Origin of the sequence: Glutamicibacter sp. NPDC087583, from assembly GCF_044743685.1 — a bacterium.
Classification (GTDB): Bacteria; Actinomycetota; Actinomycetes; order Actinomycetales; family Micrococcaceae; genus Glutamicibacter.
Genome location: NZ_JBIUWY010000001.1, coordinates 569,544 through 587,819, shown reverse-complemented (window position 1 = coordinate 587,819; position 18,276 = coordinate 569,544). Strand labels below are relative to the sequence as shown.

Below are 18,276 nucleotides of genomic sequence, written 5' to 3'. Positions count from 1 at the left end.
AAGTTATGAACTGTCAGCGACTAGCTGGTCTTGCCTGCCGCACCAGCATCGATCGAACCCTGGGACTCAAGGTCACGCAGCTGTCCTTCGATGTAGGTCTTCAGGCGAGCACGGTAATCGCGTTCGAAGCCACGCAACTGCTCGAGCTTGCGCTCCAGAACCGACTTCTGCTGCTCCAAGGCCGACAAGGTCTTGCGGCTCTTCTCTTCAGCGGTGGTGACCAAGGTGTTAGCTTCGGTCTTCGCTTCGGAGATGATCTTGTCGCGCTGCTCGACACCGGCAGCGACGTACTCGTCGTGCAGACGCTGAGCCATGGACAGCACGTTGGCTGCCGACTCTGCGGATTCGGAGCGAGGAGTTGCAGCTGGCGCTGCTGCTGCGGCCGGAGCTGCAGGTGCCTTCTCAGCGGCAGCTGGCTTAGCTTCTGCCTTCTTTTCCTCAGCTGGCTTGGCAGCTGGGGTTTCTGCCTTCGCTGGCTCTGCAGGCTTAGCTTCTGCCTTCTTCTCTTCAGCTGGCTTAGCAGCTGGAGCAGCAGGAGTAACTGGAGCGGCCGAAACAGGTGCAGGAACAGCCTGCTCCTTCGATACCGAACCCGCATCTTCGCCAAGTTCGGCAAGGCGGCTGCGCAGAGCCTCGTTCTCACCGGTTAGGCGACGCAGCTCCACAACGATTTCGTCGAGGAAGTCATCTACCTCGTCTTGGTCGTAGCCTTCACGGAACTTGGTCGGCTGAAACCGCTTATTGACTACGTCTTCTGGCGTCAGAGCCATTGGGTCACCTCAATACTGGGATCATTTCCGCACGACCATTGTCTTGCCTTGCGAAACACTTACCGTTTTTGTCAGTGTCGCGACCGGTGAAGTCGGAGCACCATTTCCTAAAGGATATAACGATTTGGACAATTATTACGAAATCGAGCTTACGCGCGAGTCTCTTATTCTTTGAATCTACAGCTTTTGACTGCTCAGGACAATCCCCGTGAAGCACGGAAATGCCCTAATCAGATCCCTGTCCTGAGGCCCAGGTTGGCTACCACCGCTTTAAGAATGATTACGACGATGAACAACACAAGAAAGGACAGGTCAAGACGGATTCCGCCGAGATCCAGGGGTTTGATCTTCCGGCGCAACCAGCGCAGCGGAGGATCGGTAATCGACACGATTGCACTTGCGACAATCAATGCGATGCCTTTGGGTCGCCAGTGGCGAGCAAAGCTTTCCGTTACATCCAACACAATTCTCATTAAGAGCAGAATCTGGAGGATGGCTAAGGCGAGATAGATGATCCCGAACACCATTTTGTGCTTGTGCTCCTGGTGTCTTAGCTCTGATTAAAGAAGGTTGCTTGCGCTTCGGACTGCTTGCGATCTTCGCCGAGGACCTCAACGGTCGCTGGTGAGAGCAAGAAGACCTTGTTCGTGACTCGCTCAATGGAGCCGTGCAGGGCGAAAACAAGACCGGCCGAGAAGTCGACGAGGCGCTTGGCATCGGTTTCACCCATGTCGGTGACATTCATAATCACCGGGATGCCGTCACGGAAGTTCTCACCGATGATCTTGGCATCGTTATAAGAACGAGGGTGGACGGTAGTAATCTGACGCAATTCGGAATCCTCATCCCGTACTGAAGGGGCACGCTTAATAGGGGTGACCGGAGCACGGTATTCCGTCTCTGGTTCTCTAGCTTGAGTTTGCGGCGCAGCCTGCCTTGCAACAGGCTGTGGGCGTGGGGCTTCGGCAGGTCGCTTTGGAGCTGTGTCCTCAACTACCCGAACCTGGGTTTTGGGCTCAGCGTGTTGTGTCTGGGTCTCTTCCTGCTCGACGGCGTCCGCCAAGCCGAGATATACCATTGCCTTACGCAGTCCGTCAGCCACGATGTTTCTCCTCGTTTATCCCATGCATGCAACCCCATTGCACGCTTCCGCTACTTCGACGCTACCGCACAAAATAATGCAGGCATCGTTCATTCGATCAATTCTTGGCGGTGTGTCGCGCACGCCTACGCGGCGGTCCAGATGAGTCCGGCAAGTCGTCCTGCACGGCTTGAACGCCGGTAGGAATAGTAGCTTTCGTCTTCCAAGGTGCAGACACCGGATTGCCGCACGTCCACCCCGAGGCCGCGCAGTTCTTGTTCGGCTGAGGCCGGAAGGTCCAGCCCATGGGTCCCCCAGCGAGTCGTGGTGCGAATCCCGGTGCGCAACTCTTCGGATTCCTGGGCCATGCTTTCTGGAACTTCATAGCATCGGCCGCAGATCGAAGGGCCGATCACGGCTTCCACTGTGTCGGCACCATGAGCCTTCAGGCCCTCGACCGTTTTCGCCAGGATCCCGTCGAGCAGCCCGCGCCTGCCGGCGTGGGTTGCGGCACTCAGGGTTTGCCCATTGCGCGTGTTTCTTCCGACAAAGAGCACCGGAAGGCAGTCGGCGACCATCACTGCCAGGGGCTGGGTGCCAGTTGGGTCCAGCAATCCATCGCAGGTTGGCGCTGCCGGCTCTAGCCACGAGGTGCGCCGCACCGGCGTGACCTCATATACATCGGCGGAGTGCACCTGGTTCATGAAGTTAAGCGAGAAGCGTCGAACCCCGATCAAGTCCTCCAATTTGGCTCGATTCTCCGCCACAAGGCGGGGATCGTCATTCACGTGCAGGGCGAGGTTTCCCTCAGCCTGCGATGTGAATGCCAGTTGGATGCTCGGATCGAGGTTCGACGCGAAATGTAGCACTGCTCAGCTTCTTGCTGTTTTTACTTCAGGAAGTCCGGGACATCCAGGTCGTCGTTCGAACCGTTCAGGTCCGAGTCGACAACATCTGGAAGGTCCTGGAAGGAGCTGGCCTGCTCTGCGGCAGCTGGCTTCTCATGAGCAACCTGGGCTGGCTTCGCAGCTTCGGTTGCAGCAGGTGCTGGTGTTTCTGGAATGCTCGCTGGCACTTGCTCAGCCGGGCGCGCGGAGACAGCTGGCTTTGCTGCGACCGGTGCCATTGGCTTGCTGGTGACATCTGGCTCGTCGAAGCCGGCTGCAATCACGGTGACACGTGCTTCGTCGCCCAAGGCGTCGTCAATGACGGCGCCGAAGATGATGTTGGCTTCCGGGTGGGCAACTTCCTGCACGAGGCGTGCAGCTTCGTTGATTTCGAACAAGCCGAGGTCGGAGCCGCCCTGGATGGAGAGCAGGACGCCGTGGGCGCCATCGATAGAAGCTTCGAGCAGTGGCGAGGCAATAGCCAGCTCCGCTGCCTTCACTGCACGGTCTTCGCCCCGCGCCGAACCGATGCCCATCAATGCCGAGCCTGCGCCCTGCATAACGGACTTCACGTCGGCGAAGTCGAGGTTGATCAGGCCCGAGGTGGTGATCAGGTCGGTAATGCCCTGCACGCCGGAGAGCAGAACCTGGTCTGCCTGGCGGAATGCATCGAGCACCGATACGTTGCGATCCGAGATCGACAGCAGTCGATCGTTCGGGATCACAATGAGGGTATCCACTTCGTCGCGCAGGGCTTCGATGCCCGACTCGGCGGAGTTAGCGCGGCGGCGACCCTCGAAGGTGAATGGACGGGTGACCACGCCGATGGTCAGCGCGCCAAGCGAGCGGGCAATGCGGGCCACGACCGGCGCGCCACCAGTACCAGTACCGCCGCCTTCGCCAGCGGTCACGAAGACCATGTCCGCGCCGCGCAGGACGTCTTCGATTTCTTCTACATGATCTTCCGCTGCCTGGCGTCCCACATCAGGGTTGGCGCCAGCGCCCAGGCCACGAGTCAGTTCGCGTCCTACGTCGAGTTTGACGTCGGCATCACTCATAAGCAGAGCCTGGGCATCGGTGTTAATGGCGATGAACTCTACGCCCTTGAGACCGACTTCGATCATTCGATTGACTGCGTTTACACCGCCACCGCCGATTCCGACGACTTTAATGACCGCGAGGTAATTCTGTGGAGCTGCCACGTCCCGCTTCCCTTGTTAGATGTGCTACATATTTCACGACTCCAGCTAAAGACCTTCACCTTTAGCCTTAAGGTTAAGATTCTGTCAAGCTGTCGTTATTAGAAACGCTATGAGTCGTGTGGTCTTTCTGCAACGACCGCCTAGGCGTGTCGCTTATTCAAAACTATCTTTCCAGAATTTCTTGGCTTATTGGTCTTCCCGCGCCCAGAGCACCGCGACTTAATAGACCACGGGATTTTCTGGGTTGGTGACGTCGATGGTCGTCTTGGCCGCGTGCTTTTTCTCAAGCTCTTTCAAGAAGATCGTCGCCACTTCATTTTTCAGGGCCGCTTTCTTGGCGTCTCCCCAAATCAAAGTACGGTTCTTCGGCAACGCCAGTTCGGCGAACCCTGCCTTGGACAAGGATGCCGTTGAGACTTCCTTGAGCACTTTCTTGTCAACGGTGCTCAAGATTCCGGTCAGCAGCTTGAACTGCTCCGGATCAGCAGTGACGTCGGTGGCCTTGATCTTGGGCAACTTGTCCTTGTCATTCTTGCCGACGGTGCGAAGCTTCTTGCCGGTCTCGGAGACCAGGTACTGCTTCTTGCCCTCCAGCAAGATGGCCACCGGCACAGCTTCGATTACCTCAACGACCAAGGTGTTGGGCATCTGGGCCTTGACCACGATTTCGTCGATGGCCGGCTGCTCGCCGATCAGCTCCTGGACCCTCGATTCAGAGATCCGCGGCAGCGGAACGCCCTTCAATGGTTCCAGGGACTTCCCCAGCTTCTCGGAATTGACCAGCTTGGTGCCGGTTACTTCGATCTTCTTGGCAGCGATCACCGGTGAGAAGCTCAAGATCAAAACCGCAGCGAGGCTGAGCACGACGATGCATGCCGCGAGAATAATCAGGATCTTGCGCCGTTTTTTCTCCGGGCTCTCCGGAAGTTCTACGACTTTTGCTGCTTCACCCATGGATCACCTTGGTAGACGGAAGTGGACCAACTGCGATGGCCTCGGACTCGGGACGGAATTCGTCAGCTCAGCGACTTGACGATGTCTGGACCTAGCGCTGTGACATCGCCGGCGCCAATGGTCATGATGACATCGCCCGGCTCGGACTGCTCAACCACGTGCGCTACAGCGGCTGCCGGCGAAAGTACCTGGGCAGGAACCTCGATGCGCGATGCGATCAGTTCGCTGTCCACGCCATCGATAGGTTCTTCACGTGCCGGGTAGATATCCAGCACGGCCACCGAATCGGCCAGGGACAAGGCCTGGGCAAATTGGCGGAAGAACTCTTGGGTACGGCTGAACAGGTGCGGCTGGAAGACAATGTGCAGCCGGCCGGTGCCGGCCACCGTACGGCCGGCGGTCAGCGCTGCCTGCACCTCGGTCGGGTGGTGCGCGTAGTCGTCGTAGACACGGACCTCTGCGGCTTCACCCTTGAATTCGAATCGGCGAGCTGCCCCGGAGAAACTGGAGAGCGCCTGCAGCGCTTCGTCAACGTCCACACCTGCATCAATGCCGACAGACAATGCGGCGGCAGCATTAAGCAGGTTGTGCTGGCCGGGCACTGCCAGATCCAGGATGCGGCTTTGTCCGCTGCCCCATTCGATGGTTGCGGTGAAGCGGCCGTCTTCGGTGGCGCGGGCATCGGAAAGGCGGCGGTCGGCGTGATCGCTGAAGCCGTAGGTCTGCACGCGGATTTCCGGACGCTCTGCGCGCATCTTGTGCGCCAGGTCGTTGGAACCCTCATCATCTGCACAGCAGATCAGCAAGCCGTCTGCCGGCAATAGCCTGGCGAAGTCCACGAAGGCCTGGTGCACTGCTTCAGCGGTACCGTAGTGATCCAGGTGGTCGGCTTCGACGTTGGTCACGATGATGGCATCCGGCCGGTAGTTGAGGAAGGAAGCGTCGGATTCGTCCGCTTCGGCCACGAAGTAGGATCCGGATCCGAGCTCGGCGTTGGTGCCCAGGCTTGGAATATTCGCTCCCACGGCGAAGCTCGGACGCGCGCCAATGGTCTTGAGCATATGGGCGGTCAGCGAAGTAGTGGTGGTCTTGCCGTGAGTACCGGCGATGGCCACGATCTTCTCGTGGCCGCGCATGGTAGCTTCCAGGCCTTCGGAGCGGTGCAAGATTCGCAGTCCGCGGCGCAGGGCTTCGTCGTATTCCGGGTTTCCGGCCTTGATGATCGAGGAGATCACCACGGTGTCGGCGTCGCCGAGGTTCGCTGGGTCGTAGCCTACGTGGATGCGCGCGCCGCGCTCACGCAAGCCATCGAGCACCGGAAGATCCTTGGCATCGGTGCCGGAGACAGCCAGGCCGTAGTCGAGCAGCAGCCGTGCAACCGCTGATACGCCAACCCCGCCTACACCCATCAGGTGTACCTTGCCCAGATCGGCGTTCAGTTCGTCGGCTCGCAGTGCCATGGTTCTAGCCTTCCTGACCCGCACGGCGGCGGGTTGAAACTTCATCAATAATCCGTCGCGCCATGATCTGCGCGGCGTCGCGCTGCCCCAATGAGGCAGCGGCTTGAGACATCTTTTCAATTTTATGCTGATCGGTCAGCAGATTGATGACATTTTCGGTGATATAGGACTTTGTGAACCCCGCGTCGGAAACCAGGACGGCTCCCCCGGCAGCGACCAGCTCACGGGCGTTGAGCTTTTGCTCGCCGTTGCCGATGGGCAGCGGAACCAGTACCGAGGCGGTGCCAGCTACGGCCAGTTCGCAGACGGTGCCCGCGCCGGAGCGGCAGATCATCAAATCCGCGACGGCGTAGGCGTAGTCCATGCGGTCCACGTATTCGGTCTGGCTGTAGCCTTCATGGGACAGCAGATTGCCCGAGGCGTCCAGAATCTGCTTTCCGCGTCCGGTGATGTGGATAGTGTGGATGCCAGCTGCGTTCAGCTCGTCCAGGGACTGCTCGATGGCGGTATTGATGCTCTGCGCTCCGGAGGATCCACCGGTGACCAGAAGTACCGGCTTCTGCCCGGTGATACCGAAGTACCCGCGTGCTTCTCCCCGCAGCGCGGCTTTGTCCATGGTGGCAACGTTGCAGCGCATCGGCATGCCCACCTGCATCTCACCGGGCAGCCCGGTGTTGGCGAAAGTGGTTCCGACGAATGCCGCGTTCTTTGCCCCGAGCTTGTTGGCCATGCCGGCAACGGAGTTGGCCTCATGCACGAAGATCGGCAGCTTCAGCTGCTTCGCGGCAAGATATGCCGGGGTGCAGACATAACCGCCGACGCCCAGGACGGCCTCGGCCTTGGTGGTGCGCAGAACGTTCTTGGCGTTGTTAATGGCCTTGATGAAACGGAAAGGAAACTTGAGCAGATCCATGTTGATGCTGCGTGGCATCGGGGCCTTGGGGATGAGTTCGAGCGGGTAGCCGGCTTCCGGCACCAGCTTGGTTTCCAGGCCACCGGGAGAACCCAGTGCTGTGACCATTGCTTCGGGATGCTCGGCCTTCACGGCATCAGCTATGGCCAGCATGGGCGAGATATGGCCGGCAGTTCCGCCGCCGGCGACGACTAGACGAAGTGCTTCGCTCATCTGTTGCTGTACTCCTTCGTCCTGCCAATGGGCAGGATCAACGTCCACCGCAGATTCAGCGATGGGCCTCTGCTTCTGATAGCGGCCGCTTGCGGCGCACTATTTGGTTTTCTTGCTCTTTGCCGGTTTCTTTTCCAGCGTTGCTTCGAATTCAAGTTTTTGCGCCCGGGCCGAGGAGAGGACATAGCCCATTGCCAGCATGATGGCGAGCATCGCCGAGCCGCCGGAGGAAATGAACGGCAGCGGAACACCGATCACGGGAAGTACGCCGGTGACGGTACCCAGATTCACGAAGGTCTGGCCGATGACCCAGGACATCAGGCAACCCATGAGCACCTTGGTGTACAAGTCCTTGGCGCGTGCTGCAATGCGATACATCGCCAAGGCCAGCAGCATGAACATGACCAGGACGAACAGCACGCCGATCAGGCCGAACTCTTCACCCAGGATGGAGAAGATGAAGTCGTTCTGCGCCTCAGGCACATAGGACCACTTCATGCGGGACTGGCCTGCGCCCACACCGAACCAGCCGCCGGAGGCGAAGGCGTGAAGGCCCATGCTGGCCTGGTAGCAAAGGTCGCTGCTCGGGCCGCAATCGGTATCAAGCCAAGCGAGGATGCGCTGGCGGCGGTTGGAGGAAGCGAAGATCGCCACGGACAGGCCCAGGACACCGACCACCGAAAACGCCGCCAGCCACTTCATCCGGATGCCGCCCAAGAACATCGCCGAGGCAATGATCATCAACAAGACCAGCGCTGTACCTACGTCCTTGCCGACCACGATGAGGCCAACAATGAAGACCCCCACCGGGGCAACCACTGGGACGACCAAATGCTTGATGTCGTGCAGCAGATGCTGCTTCTTTTCCAGCATGAACGCGGCAAAAACAGACAACGCCAGTTTGGCGAACTCGCTGGGCTGCAGGCCGAAGCCGCCGATGCGGATCCAGTTTCGGTTGCCGAGCACCGTATGGCCCAATGGCGTGAACGCCACGAGGAACAACAGGACCACTGCCGCAATAACCGAAGGCCAGGCCAGCCGCTTCAGCGTTTCCGGCCTGATCCGCTGCATGACCAGCATGCAGAGAATACCCAAGGCGGCAAAGCCACCCTGGGACAGCGCCACGGTGAAACCGTCCCTGCCCTTCGCGATCGCTTCAACCGACGCCGATGACTGGACCATGACCACACCGAAAACGGCCAGCACGATGGAGCCCACGAGCACCAGCCAGTAGTCCGTGGAGGCCATGCGGCCGCTGGAGTTCTCGACGGTTCCGAGCATCCTGCCGAATCTCACGTACCAAGGGAGTTCGGCTTTGGAACCTGCTGGCTTCTTGTTCATTTTCATCGCCATCGGTGCCTCCTGCCTCGGTGTCGTTTATTCGGTCAGCTTTCGATTACTGGTCTTCGCCAGTTTTATCCATCAGATCACTGACGGCAGCGATAAATGCGTTGCCACGCTGGGCGTAGGAACTGAATTGGTCCATCGAGGCCGCGGCGGGAGCCATGAGCACGGTATCCCCTGCTTCGGCTACTTCGGCAGCCTTGGAGACCGCACGCGTCATGACCTGGGCGCCGCTTGGAACCGAACCGTCACCGCCCTGCGCTGCTCCGGTGATGTCGATGACTTCAACCTCTGGCGCGTGGGCAGCGAGTGCTTGGCGCAAACCGGCGGTGTCGGTGCCGATGAGCAAGACCTTGGCCAGGCGCTGCGCGTGCTTGGCGATCAAGTCGCCGTATTCCACGCCCTTGGACAAGCCACCGGCAATCCAGACCACACGGGTGAATGCGGCCAACGAAGCATCGGCCGCATGCGGATTAGTGGCCTTGGAATCATTGATCCACAGGATGTCGTTCTTGCGGGCGACGGCCTGGATCCGGTGATCGCCGGAATCGAAGTTCGCCAAACCCGCAGCGACAGCTTCTGCATTCACTCCGTACGCGCGGGTCAGCGCCGCGGCGGCAGCCGCGTTCGCGGCGGTGTGGCGCGGAACAATCTCGCCGATGTCCTTCAGGGCGATCAGTTCCACGGCACTGGTCTTGCGCTCTTCGATGAAGGCGCGGTCCACCAGCAGGCCTTCGACAACACCCACCATCGATACTGCTGGGGTATCGGTGGTGAAGCCGATAGCACGGCAGCCTTCGATGACTTCCGCGTTTTCCACCATGGTGATGGTGCGCTCATCGGCGGCGTTGAAGATCGCAGCTACCTGGGTGCGTTCGTAGATCTTGGCCTTGGCGGCCTTGTAGTTGTCGAAGCCGCCATGCCAGTCCACGTGGTCTTCGGCCAGGTTCAAGACCACCGAGGCAAGCGGAGAAATGCTATGCGTGTAGTGCAGCTGGAAGCTGGAGAGCTCGACGGCGAATACGTCATAGTCCACCGGTTCGCGTACGGCATCCAGGATCGGGGTGCCGACGTTGCCGACGGCGATGGCCTTCAGCCCATCGGCGCGCAGGATCGCCTCGGTCATACCCACAGTGGTGGTCTTGCCGTTGGTGCCGGTAATCGCCAGCCACTGTGGTGCTGTGTGGCCGGCACGGTTCTGCACGCGCCAAGCCAGCTCGATATCGCTCCAGATCTCGATGCCCTCGGACTCGGCCTCTGCGATGACCGGATTACGGGGATTCCAGCCTGGGGAAACCATGACCAGCTGGGCCGGCTTGCCATCGACCAACGGCAGGGCTTGTACGTTCCCGTCGCCCAGCAGCACCTCATGGGCCCCGACGATCTTCAGCGTCTCGGCACGTTGCTGGTTCAGCTGGTCATCGCGGCCGTCGATGACGGTGACGATGGCACCCAGCTCGATGAGGGTGTCGGCCGCAGAGAATCCGGAGAGTCCCAGTCCGGCGACGACTACGCGCAGGCCTTTCCAATCAGCATCCCAGCTGGTTAGCGAGTCAAGAGATTTGCCAGCGTCTACGCTCACAGTGCGACAACCCATTCAGAGTAGAAGAGACCCAGGCCCGCGGCCACGAACAGGCCGGCAAGGATCCAGAATCGGATAACAACGTTTTCTTCGGACCAGCCCGAAAGCTCGAAGTGGTGCTGCAGCGGCGCCATCTTGAACACGCGCTTGCCGCCCGAGAGCTTGAAGTAGCCCACCTGGATGATCACCGACAGGGAGATGATCACGAACAGGCCGGCAATTACCACCAGCAGCAGCTGGGTGCGCGAGAGGATCGCGAAGGCAGCCACGGCGCCGCCGATGGCCAGCGATCCGGTGTCGCCCATGAAGATCTTCGCCGGCTTGGCGTTGAACCAGAGGAAGGCGATCAGCGCACCGGAGAGGGTGGCCCCCAGCAGGGCCAGGTCCTGCGGGTCGCGTACCGAGTAGCAGACGTCCAGCGAGTCCATGTTGCTGCAGGCCTGGTTCTGCTGCCAGATTCCCATCAGGGTGTAGGCGCCGAAGACCATGATCGAGGCACCGGTAGCCAGTCCGTCCAGGCCATCGGTCAGGTTCACGCCGTTGGTAGCACCGGTCACGATGAAGTTCGCCCAGAGCACGAACAGGATCATGCCCAGCATCGGGCCTGCGAAGGCCAGGTCGATGTTGGTGTCGCGCAGGAAGGAGATCGCGGTAGAGCCCGGAGTCAGGCCCTGGTCATTGGGGAACTGCAAGGCCAGCACGGCGAAGCTGATGCCGAAGAATGCCTGCAGGACAATCTTCTGCCAGGCGCGCAAGCCCAATGAGCGCTTCTTGAAGATCTTGATGAAGTCATCGAGGAAGCCGACCAGTCCCATGCCGCCGAAGAGCATCAGGACCAGCATTCCGCTGGCGGTAATTCCCGAAGAAGTGCGTCCCATGAGCGAAAGGATGCCATGGGTGGCGAAGTACGCCACGAACACGGCCAGGACGAAGACCACTCCGCCCATGGTCGGGGTGCCGGACTTGATGGCGTGCGAGTTCGGCCCGTCGTCGCGCACGACCTGCCCGTATTGCTTCTTGGTGAGCAGGCGGATGTACAGCGGCATGGCCACCATGGTCAGCACGAGGGCAATGCCGGCCCCCAGAATCAATGCGATCATGCGTTGTCGCCTTCCTTCGCGAATGCTGCAATGTCGTCGCCGAGGAAGCGTAGACCGGCCCCGTTAGAGGACTTGAACAAGGCGATGTCGCCTGGCTGAAGCTGCTCTTGCAGCAGCGCGCGAGCCTCATCTACGTCTTCAACGTAGAAGGCCTCGTCGCCCCAGCTGCCTTCGAGCACAGCGGAGTTGTAGGCGGGCTTTGCGCCACGGCCTACCACTACAAGTTTCTTGATGTTCATGCGAACTGCCATGCGGCCCAGCAGGTCGTGCTGGTGGATGCTGTCATCGCCCAGTTCCAGCATTTCGCCCAGGACTGCCCAAGTGCGTCGGCCCGGTGCGCCGTCGGCGCCCAGGCCCAATTCGGCCAGGGTCACCAGCGCAGCGCGCATTGATTCAGGGTTCGCGTTGTACGCGTCGTTGATGATGCTCACGCCGTCAGCGCGCTCGATGCGCTCCATGCGCCAGCGGCTGCCGGCAGCGCGGCCTTCCAGGCCTGCGGCGATCAATTCCGGGGCGATATCCAGGGCCAGTGCAGCGTTGGCCGCGGCGAGGATATTCGAGACGTGATGGCGTCCCAGGAGGCCCGAGGTGATGCGCTTGCTGTAGCCGCCAGGGAATTCAAGAGTGAGTTCTGGCTGCCCGTGGGAATTCACAACAACGTCGGTGGCCCAGACCCCAGCGTTTTCCGGCTTGTTCTTTCCGGTGCCGAAGAAGCGCACGGCTCCCCCGGAACGCAAGTCCATGCGTGCCACGCGGGGGTCTTCAGCATTCAAGATGGCCGTGCCATCGGCTGGCAGGGCTTCAACGAGTTCGCCCTTGGCCTTCTCGATGTTCTCCACCCCGCCGAATTCGCCGGCATGGGCGGTACCGACGCACAACACGACACCGACCTGCGGGTGCACCATATCTGTCAGGTACGTCAGGTGGCCAATGCCGGTGGCCCCCATCTCGATGACAAAGTACTTGGTCTCTTCGGTGGCGCTGAATACCGTCAGCGGGACGCCGACTTCGCCATTGTACGAGCCGATTGGCGACACGGTCGGCGCCACTTGCGACAGAATACCGGCGAGCAGGTCCTTGGTGGTGGTCTTGCCGGCCGAACCGGTGATTCCCACGACCTTGGCGTCGTTCTTTTCCTTGAGAAGCGCAACGATGTGCGCGGCAATTTTGCCCATTGCTTCTACCGCGTCTTCAATGATGATCACCGGGTGTTCCCTGCGGTCTTCATCGTGGGTAATGCGTTCAGCTAGGGCCAGCACTGCGCCGGCGGCGCGTGCACGGTCGATAAAGGCGTGCCCGTCGGAGAGTTCTCCGGGCTTGGCGACGAATAAGGCACCCGGGACGACTTCGCGCGAGTCAGTGGTCACGGAAGTGATCACCGTGTCGGAGGCGGCTGTAGCAGTCGCTTTTCCGCCGGTGATTTCCAGCAGGTCGGTCAGAGACAGTTCAATCATGGCAATAAGGACTTTACACTTGAGCGGTGGCGATAGTGGACTTGTACGTTCTAGGAATTGGTCACAAATCCATGAAGATTCAGTGCTTTCGCTAGTTCCACTCGATCATCCAGTTCCACGTCAATTCCCGCGACGTCTTGGCTGACTTCATGTCCCCGCCCGGCCACGAGAATCGCGTCGTTGGCTTCGGCCAAACTCACAGCGAACTCTACGGCTTTGGCGCGTGGCGCGATGTTGTGAAGCTGCACCTGCGGACGCTCGGAATCGAGAACTTGCTGTGCTCCGGCGGCAACCTGGGCGCGGATCGGAGCCGGGTCTTCGCTGTGCGGGTCGTCGTCGGTCACAATGACGATATCCGCGTGGCGGGCTGCCACCGCTCCCATATCCGGGCGCTTGGTCTTATCGCGCTCTCCGGTGGCGCCGAAGACGACGATCCGGCGTCCCTGCTCCCCCGGACGGATGGAATCCAAAGCCTTTGCCAGTGCATCCGAATTATGGGCGAAATCGACTACGGCTACCGGAGATTCGGCTACGACCTGCATCCGCCCTGGAACGGCGACCGACAGCGGATCCTTGGAGTCCAAGGCCTGCTGCAGGGCTTCGAGGTCCGCACCGCCGGCCAGCACCATCAAGGCCGCCAGTGCTCCGTTGGCGACGTTGAACATGCCTGGAAGCAGGGTCCGGGTCCGCAGCTGGCGTCCATCCCGGTGCACCAGGGTGAAACTGTGGCCCAATCCGCAGTGCGCCAGTTCGGCAACCCTCCAGTGCGCCGAAGGGTGTTCGCCGTCGAGGCTCAGGGTCTCGGTAGGCACCAGGGCGCGCTCGGCCAGGCGCTGGCCGTATTCATCGTCTACCATGACCACTGCGCGCTCGGAGCGTTCCGCGGTGAATAGTTCGGCCTTGGTTTCGAAGTACTCGTCCATCGTGCCGTGCAGGTCCAAGTGGTCCTGGGTCAGGTTGGTGTAACCGGAAACGGCAAAGCGCAGGGCATCAACGCGGCCATAGCTCAGCGAGTGGCTGGATACCTCCATGGCCACCGACGTGACTTCCTGCTGCGCCATGCGCGAGAGCACGCCGTGCAGCTGGGTGGACTCCGGGGTGGTCAGCACGCTGGGGATGATCTGCCCGCGGGCGGACATCTCAATCGTGCCGATCAGGCCGGTTTCTTCACCCAGCGCATCCAGGATCGCGCGGATCATGAAGGTTGTGGTGGTCTTGCCGTTGGTGCCGGTGACAGCGAACAGCTTCGGGCTGCGCTGGTCGGTTCCGTAGACGCTCTGCGCGATCACGGCTGCGGATTTGCGTACATCTGCAACGACGGCCACCGGGATCGAGAGGTCATCGCTGAGGAATTCGAGTCCTGCAGTATCGGTGATCAGTGCGACAGCACCGTTGCCGATGGCGGTTTCCACGAATTCGGCACCGTGGCGCTTGGCGCCGGAAATACCCAGGAAGACGTCACCGCTCTGTACGATCTGCGGGTTGAGGCTGACGCCGAGGATTTGCGGAGCGGCATTGAGCAGCGCTCCAGTTCGCACCGCGCCAGCTGTGCCGCAGAGCTGGTCGAAGCCAAGACCGGCGATGCTCTCTGGGCGTAGGTACCGTTCTAGCTCACGCGGAGTGTCGGGGTTCTGGACTACCAAGATTTCTTCTGATCCTCACCTACAAAGACGTCATACGCCTCTGACTTTGTCGTGCTCGGTGGCACATTGAATGTGTTGAGAGTATGGCTCATAACATCGGTAAACGTGTCAGCTACCGAGAAGTCTTTCCAGTTGCCCTTTGGCCTGTACATGGTTGCCACGACGACGAACTGCGGATCTTCCAAGGGAGCGACACCTGCAAAGGAATAAGTATATCCGTCATAGCCCTTGGCGCTTGCCGCCTGGCCTGTACCGGTCTTGCCGCCCACGCGGTACCCGGGAATGCGCTCCTTGTAGCCGGTACCGTCGTCAACGACCGATTCCATGAGCTTGAGCATTTCGTCAGCGGTGCTTTTCTTGACCACGCGCTTCTTTTCCGGTGCGGGGATCTTGGTGATGGTACCGTCTTCGTTGCGGTAGCCCTCAATCAGGCTTGGCGAAAGGCGAACGCCGCCGTTGGCCAAGGACTGGAAAATTGAAGCGGTGTGCAGCACGGTCTGCGAATAGCCCTGGCCGAACATGGTGGTGTACTGCTGGCGGCGGTCCCAATTATCGGGATGCGCCAATTGGCCAGCGCTAGCGCCATTCAAGCCGACGCGGATGGGCGAACCCAATCCGAAGGCACGCATGTAGTCGTAACGGGTCTGCTTGCTCATGGTATTTCCGACCATCACGGTGCCGGTGTTGTAGGAACGGGCGAAGATGCCCGAGACCGTCATGTCGTACGTTGGGTGTTCCAACGAGTCATTGATGGTTTCCTTGGTGAACGTCTTCTTATTCGGCACACGCATCTCGGTCAGCGGATCCACTCCGCCCTGGTCGATGGCCGCCGCGAAGATCGCGGCCTTGCCGGTGGAACCTGGCTCGAAAGCACGGGTGATGGAGGTGGAGCGGCGGAACTCCGGCTTGGTAGCGCCTGGATCATTCGGGTCCAATTCAGCGGAGTCGCCGATGGCGAGGATCTTGCCGGTATCCGCTTTCATGACGACCACGGAAACCCACTCAGCGTTGAACTGAGCTTGCTTCTTTTCTGCTGCACGCTGGGCAACGTAGTTGATGTCGGAGTCGATGGTCAGGATGACGTCCTGGCCATCGACTGCAGGGGTTTCTTCGACCTCGGTGACGGGAATGCGCACGCCATCGGCGCTGATCTCGAACTTGCGGCTGCCGGCCGTGCCGGCCAGGTGTTCCTCCTGGCTCAGTTCCAGGCCTTCGGCTCCCACCACGGCTGTTTGGTCTTCGGAGTTGCGCACGAACCCCAGCAGTGGTCCTGCAATTACGCCTTGCGGGTACTGGCGTTCGCTGCGCAGCAATGAGGCAAGTCGCGGAATACCGATTTCGAGGACTTCGTTGCGTACTTCCGGGGTCACGCTCTTGGCGAGCATGACGTACCCTTTGGGCTTGGCATCGCCCTGCGGGCGAACCTTCGTGGCAAGTTCCTCACGGTCCTGGTCAAGGGTATCGGCTAGTTCGTCAATGGCTTGGTCCCACGTGATGCGTTCCTGGCCATTGGTTCCATCCCGCTTCGCACGGCGAATGTTCTCACCCTGCTCGCGCTGGTCGATGACCAGATCATAGCGGTCTACTGAGACGGCGAGGGTGGTGCCATTGCGGTCTTCGATGGATCCTCGATTTGGCGCAATGTTTTCAACGCGTTCGCGGTTTTCCTGTGCAGCGTTGGCAATGGTTGCCGAGTTGATGCCCTGGACCCAGACCAGCCTGCCCAGGATCACCAGCAGCAAAACCACGGAGAGGAGCAGCACAAAGCGCATTCGCTTTTTCGCAGTGTCGATTGCCGTCGAGCTCACAAAAGAACCTAACTTTCCCTCAGCGTGGTTTTCCAGCAGCGTAGGCCACCTGTATCTAGCTTAGAAAGGGCTAACTACTCTGCTGGGGATTTGATGCTTGGTGCAGGGATCGTGCCCCCGTTAAGCTCAGCGTCATTGAACACTGGGCGGCCATCACTGGCAACTTCACGTTCAGCTTTCTCCGGCTTCACCTCTGGTTCCTTGGAACCTTCAGTGGCACCGGACTCCTTCTGTGAATCTGCTGAGGCTTTACCCACAGTGGTCTTCGGCGTGTTTGATGCGTTGGCTTCAGTTTTGCTTTCACCCTTGCGGATGCTGTCGCCCGGCAGCGGAATAGTTCCGTATTCCTGCTTGCTGTTCTTTGCCTTGACCGCCTTCTCAGCGTCTTGGGCAACCTTGCCCTCAGACAGGCTGATCAGCCCTGGAGCACCTGGCGAAACCAAACCGAGGTCCTTTGCCTTGGCGGCCAGTGCCTGTGGCGCCGCCAACGACTGGGCCTCCTTCAGCAGTGCCTGATTCTCTTGGGAAAGCGCACGCTCTTGCGAACGCAAGTTCACGATGTCGTACTGCCGCTGAGCTACAGAAGTATTGAGCAGCACCAGCGTAACAATCACGCTGAATGCCAAGACAACGAGCACCGCAGACATGGTGAACATGGAGCGCTTGCTGGTTTCGTTCATCTTAGGAACCAACGAAAGAGTTACGCGCTGACGCGAATCGCCTTTAGGCAGGTTGCTAGCTGGGACGGGCTCGGGTCGCATTGCACGCGCAGTATTACCGTCGACAACAGGCTGGTTGTTCACGGCTGCGGTCTTCTGCACGCGGCGCTGGGCTCGTTGGCTCATGCTAGCTCCTCTTCAACACTCGTTCCACAGCTCGCAAGCGGGCTGAGGCTGCACGTGAATTTTCTGCTATTTCGTGGTCGCTTGGCTTCTCGGTGCCCTTGGTGAGCACCTTGTATTCAGCTTTGTGTTCGTCCAGCTCCACCGGGAATCCCGGAGGGGCCGACGAGGTAGATCCATGGACGAAGTGCCGCTTGGTGATTTTGTCTTCCAAGGAGTGGTAACTCATCACGACGACTCTTCCGCCGACGTTCAAAGCTCCCATTGCCGCCGGGATCGCACGTTCCAAGACGTCAAGTTCCTCATTCACTGCAATACGCAATGCTTGGAAGGTCCTCTTGGCCGGGTGTCCATGGTTTCGAGCAGCCGCCGCGGGCACAACGCTGCGGATCACTTCAACTAGTTCAGCAGTGGTAGTGATGCGGCTCTTGGCGCGTGCCTCGACGATTGCCGTCGAGATGCGTCCAGCAAACTTCTCTTCGCCCCACTGTCGAATAATTCGAAGCAGTTCGTCGCGTTCCAAGTCGTTGACCAGGTCCTCGGCAGTTGGGCCAACAGAGGTGTCCATGCGCATATCCAGCGGTGCATCATACGAATAGGCGAAACCCCGTTCACGCTCATCGAGCTGCAGCGAGGAAACGCCAAGGTCGAACAGAACGCCGTCGACCCCCGGGAACCCAAGATCTTCCACGACATCCGCAATTTCGTCATACACCGCGTGCACGAGGTCGATGCGGTCCTGGAACGGGGCGAGTCGTGCACCGGCAAGTTCGTGAGCCTGCTCGTCACGGTCTAGACCGATCAGGTGCAAGTTGTCGAACCGCTTGAGGATGGCTTCGGAGTGCCCACCCATCCCGAGGGTGCAGTCAACCACAATTGCCCGACGGCCTTCAGCATTGGCTCGCTCAATACCTGGAGCTAGCAAATTAACGCATCGGTCCAGAAGTACTGGAACGTGGCGTTCGGATGCTGGTCGCTGGGAATCCTGATTTGGCACTGCGCCCCCTTTCGCTTTCGATCTGC

General features: G+C 60.0%; 16 protein-coding genes. All 16 read right to left on the bottom strand.

Annotation, left to right across the window (positions count from 1 at the left end; translation table 11 throughout):
• Positions 1–20 precede the first annotated feature (20 nt).
• The gene (locus tag ACIOU9_RS02835; RefSeq protein WP_105656793.1) at positions 21–770 is read right to left on the bottom strand and encodes a DivIVA domain-containing protein; all 750 of its coding nucleotides are present in this window, start codon (positions 768–770) and stop codon (positions 21–23) included.
• A gap of 230 nt (positions 771–1,000) precedes the next feature.
• Complete coding sequence (locus tag ACIOU9_RS02830) at positions 1,001–1,297, bottom strand: YggT family protein (RefSeq protein WP_105656794.1); 297 nt, start codon at positions 1,295–1,297, stop codon at positions 1,001–1,003.
• 23 nt (positions 1,298–1,320) lie between these two features.
• Positions 1,321–1,872 (bottom strand): cell division protein SepF, encoded by a 552-nt coding sequence (locus ACIOU9_RS02825; RefSeq protein ID WP_105656795.1) that lies wholly within the window; start codon positions 1,870–1,872, stop codon positions 1,321–1,323.
• 125 nt (positions 1,873–1,997) lie between these two features.
• Positions 1,998–2,720 (bottom strand): polyphenol oxidase family protein, encoded by a 723-nt coding sequence (locus ACIOU9_RS02820; protein ID WP_133834279.1) that lies wholly within the window; start codon positions 2,718–2,720, stop codon positions 1,998–2,000.
• Between the two features lie 20 nt (positions 2,721–2,740).
• The gene (ftsZ, locus tag ACIOU9_RS02815) at positions 2,741–3,940 is read right to left on the bottom strand and encodes a cell division protein FtsZ (RefSeq protein WP_105656797.1); all 1,200 of its coding nucleotides are present in this window, start codon (positions 3,938–3,940) and stop codon (positions 2,741–2,743) included.
• Positions 3,941–4,159: 219 nt separating this feature from the next.
• Positions 4,160–4,894: a cell division protein FtsQ/DivIB gene (locus tag ACIOU9_RS02810; RefSeq protein ID WP_133834280.1), complete on the bottom strand. Its 735-nt coding sequence runs from the start codon at positions 4,892–4,894 to the stop codon at positions 4,160–4,162.
• 62 nt (positions 4,895–4,956) lie between these two features.
• A complete protein-coding gene (murC, locus tag ACIOU9_RS02805) occupies positions 4,957–6,354 on the bottom strand; it encodes a UDP-N-acetylmuramate--L-alanine ligase (protein ID WP_133834281.1) in 1,398 nt (465 codons plus the stop codon).
• A gap of 4 nt (positions 6,355–6,358) precedes the next feature.
• The gene (gene murG, locus ACIOU9_RS02800) at positions 6,359–7,480 is read right to left on the bottom strand and encodes an undecaprenyldiphospho-muramoylpentapeptide beta-N-acetylglucosaminyltransferase (RefSeq protein ID WP_133834282.1); all 1,122 of its coding nucleotides are present in this window, start codon (positions 7,478–7,480) and stop codon (positions 6,359–6,361) included.
• Positions 7,481–7,579: 99 nt separating this feature from the next.
• Positions 7,580–8,833, bottom strand: coding sequence for a putative lipid II flippase FtsW (ftsW, locus tag ACIOU9_RS02795; RefSeq protein WP_133834283.1), 1,254 nt, complete (start codon positions 8,831–8,833; stop codon positions 7,580–7,582).
• 43 nt (positions 8,834–8,876) lie between these two features.
• Complete coding sequence (murD, locus tag ACIOU9_RS02790) at positions 8,877–10,421, bottom strand: UDP-N-acetylmuramoyl-L-alanine--D-glutamate ligase (RefSeq protein ID WP_133834284.1); 1,545 nt, start codon at positions 10,419–10,421, stop codon at positions 8,877–8,879.
• Positions 10,403–11,506, bottom strand: coding sequence for a phospho-N-acetylmuramoyl-pentapeptide-transferase (mraY, locus tag ACIOU9_RS02785; protein ID WP_105656803.1), 1,104 nt, complete (start codon positions 11,504–11,506; stop codon positions 10,403–10,405). Before mraY ends, murD begins: the two co-directional genes overlap by 19 nt.
• Positions 11,503–12,960, bottom strand: a complete 1,458-nt coding sequence (murF, locus tag ACIOU9_RS02780) for a UDP-N-acetylmuramoyl-tripeptide--D-alanyl-D-alanine ligase (protein ID WP_402695977.1) — start codon at positions 12,958–12,960, stop codon at positions 11,503–11,505. The genes mraY and murF overlap by 4 nt, the downstream gene beginning before the upstream one ends.
• 50 nt (positions 12,961–13,010) lie before the next feature.
• The gene (locus ACIOU9_RS02775) at positions 13,011–14,603 is read right to left on the bottom strand and encodes a UDP-N-acetylmuramoyl-L-alanyl-D-glutamate--2,6-diaminopimelate ligase (RefSeq protein WP_105656805.1); all 1,593 of its coding nucleotides are present in this window, start codon (positions 14,601–14,603) and stop codon (positions 13,011–13,013) included.
• Positions 14,597–16,411: a penicillin-binding protein 2 gene (locus ACIOU9_RS02770; protein WP_286134108.1), complete on the bottom strand. Its 1,815-nt coding sequence runs from the start codon at positions 16,409–16,411 to the stop codon at positions 14,597–14,599. Before ACIOU9_RS02770 ends, ACIOU9_RS02775 begins: the two co-directional genes overlap by 7 nt.
• 74 nt (positions 16,412–16,485) lie before the next feature.
• Positions 16,486–17,256 carry a hypothetical protein gene (locus ACIOU9_RS02765; protein WP_105656806.1) on the bottom strand — a complete coding sequence of 257 codons (771 nt, stop codon included), beginning with the start codon at positions 17,254–17,256 and terminating at the stop codon, positions 16,486–16,488.
• A gap of 1 nt (position 17,257) precedes the next feature.
• On the bottom strand, positions 17,258–18,250 hold the full coding sequence (gene rsmH, locus ACIOU9_RS02760) for a 16S rRNA (cytosine(1402)-N(4))-methyltransferase RsmH (RefSeq protein WP_181148802.1): 993 nt from the start codon (positions 18,248–18,250) through the stop codon (positions 17,258–17,260).
• Positions 18,251–18,276: the final 26 nt, after the last annotated feature.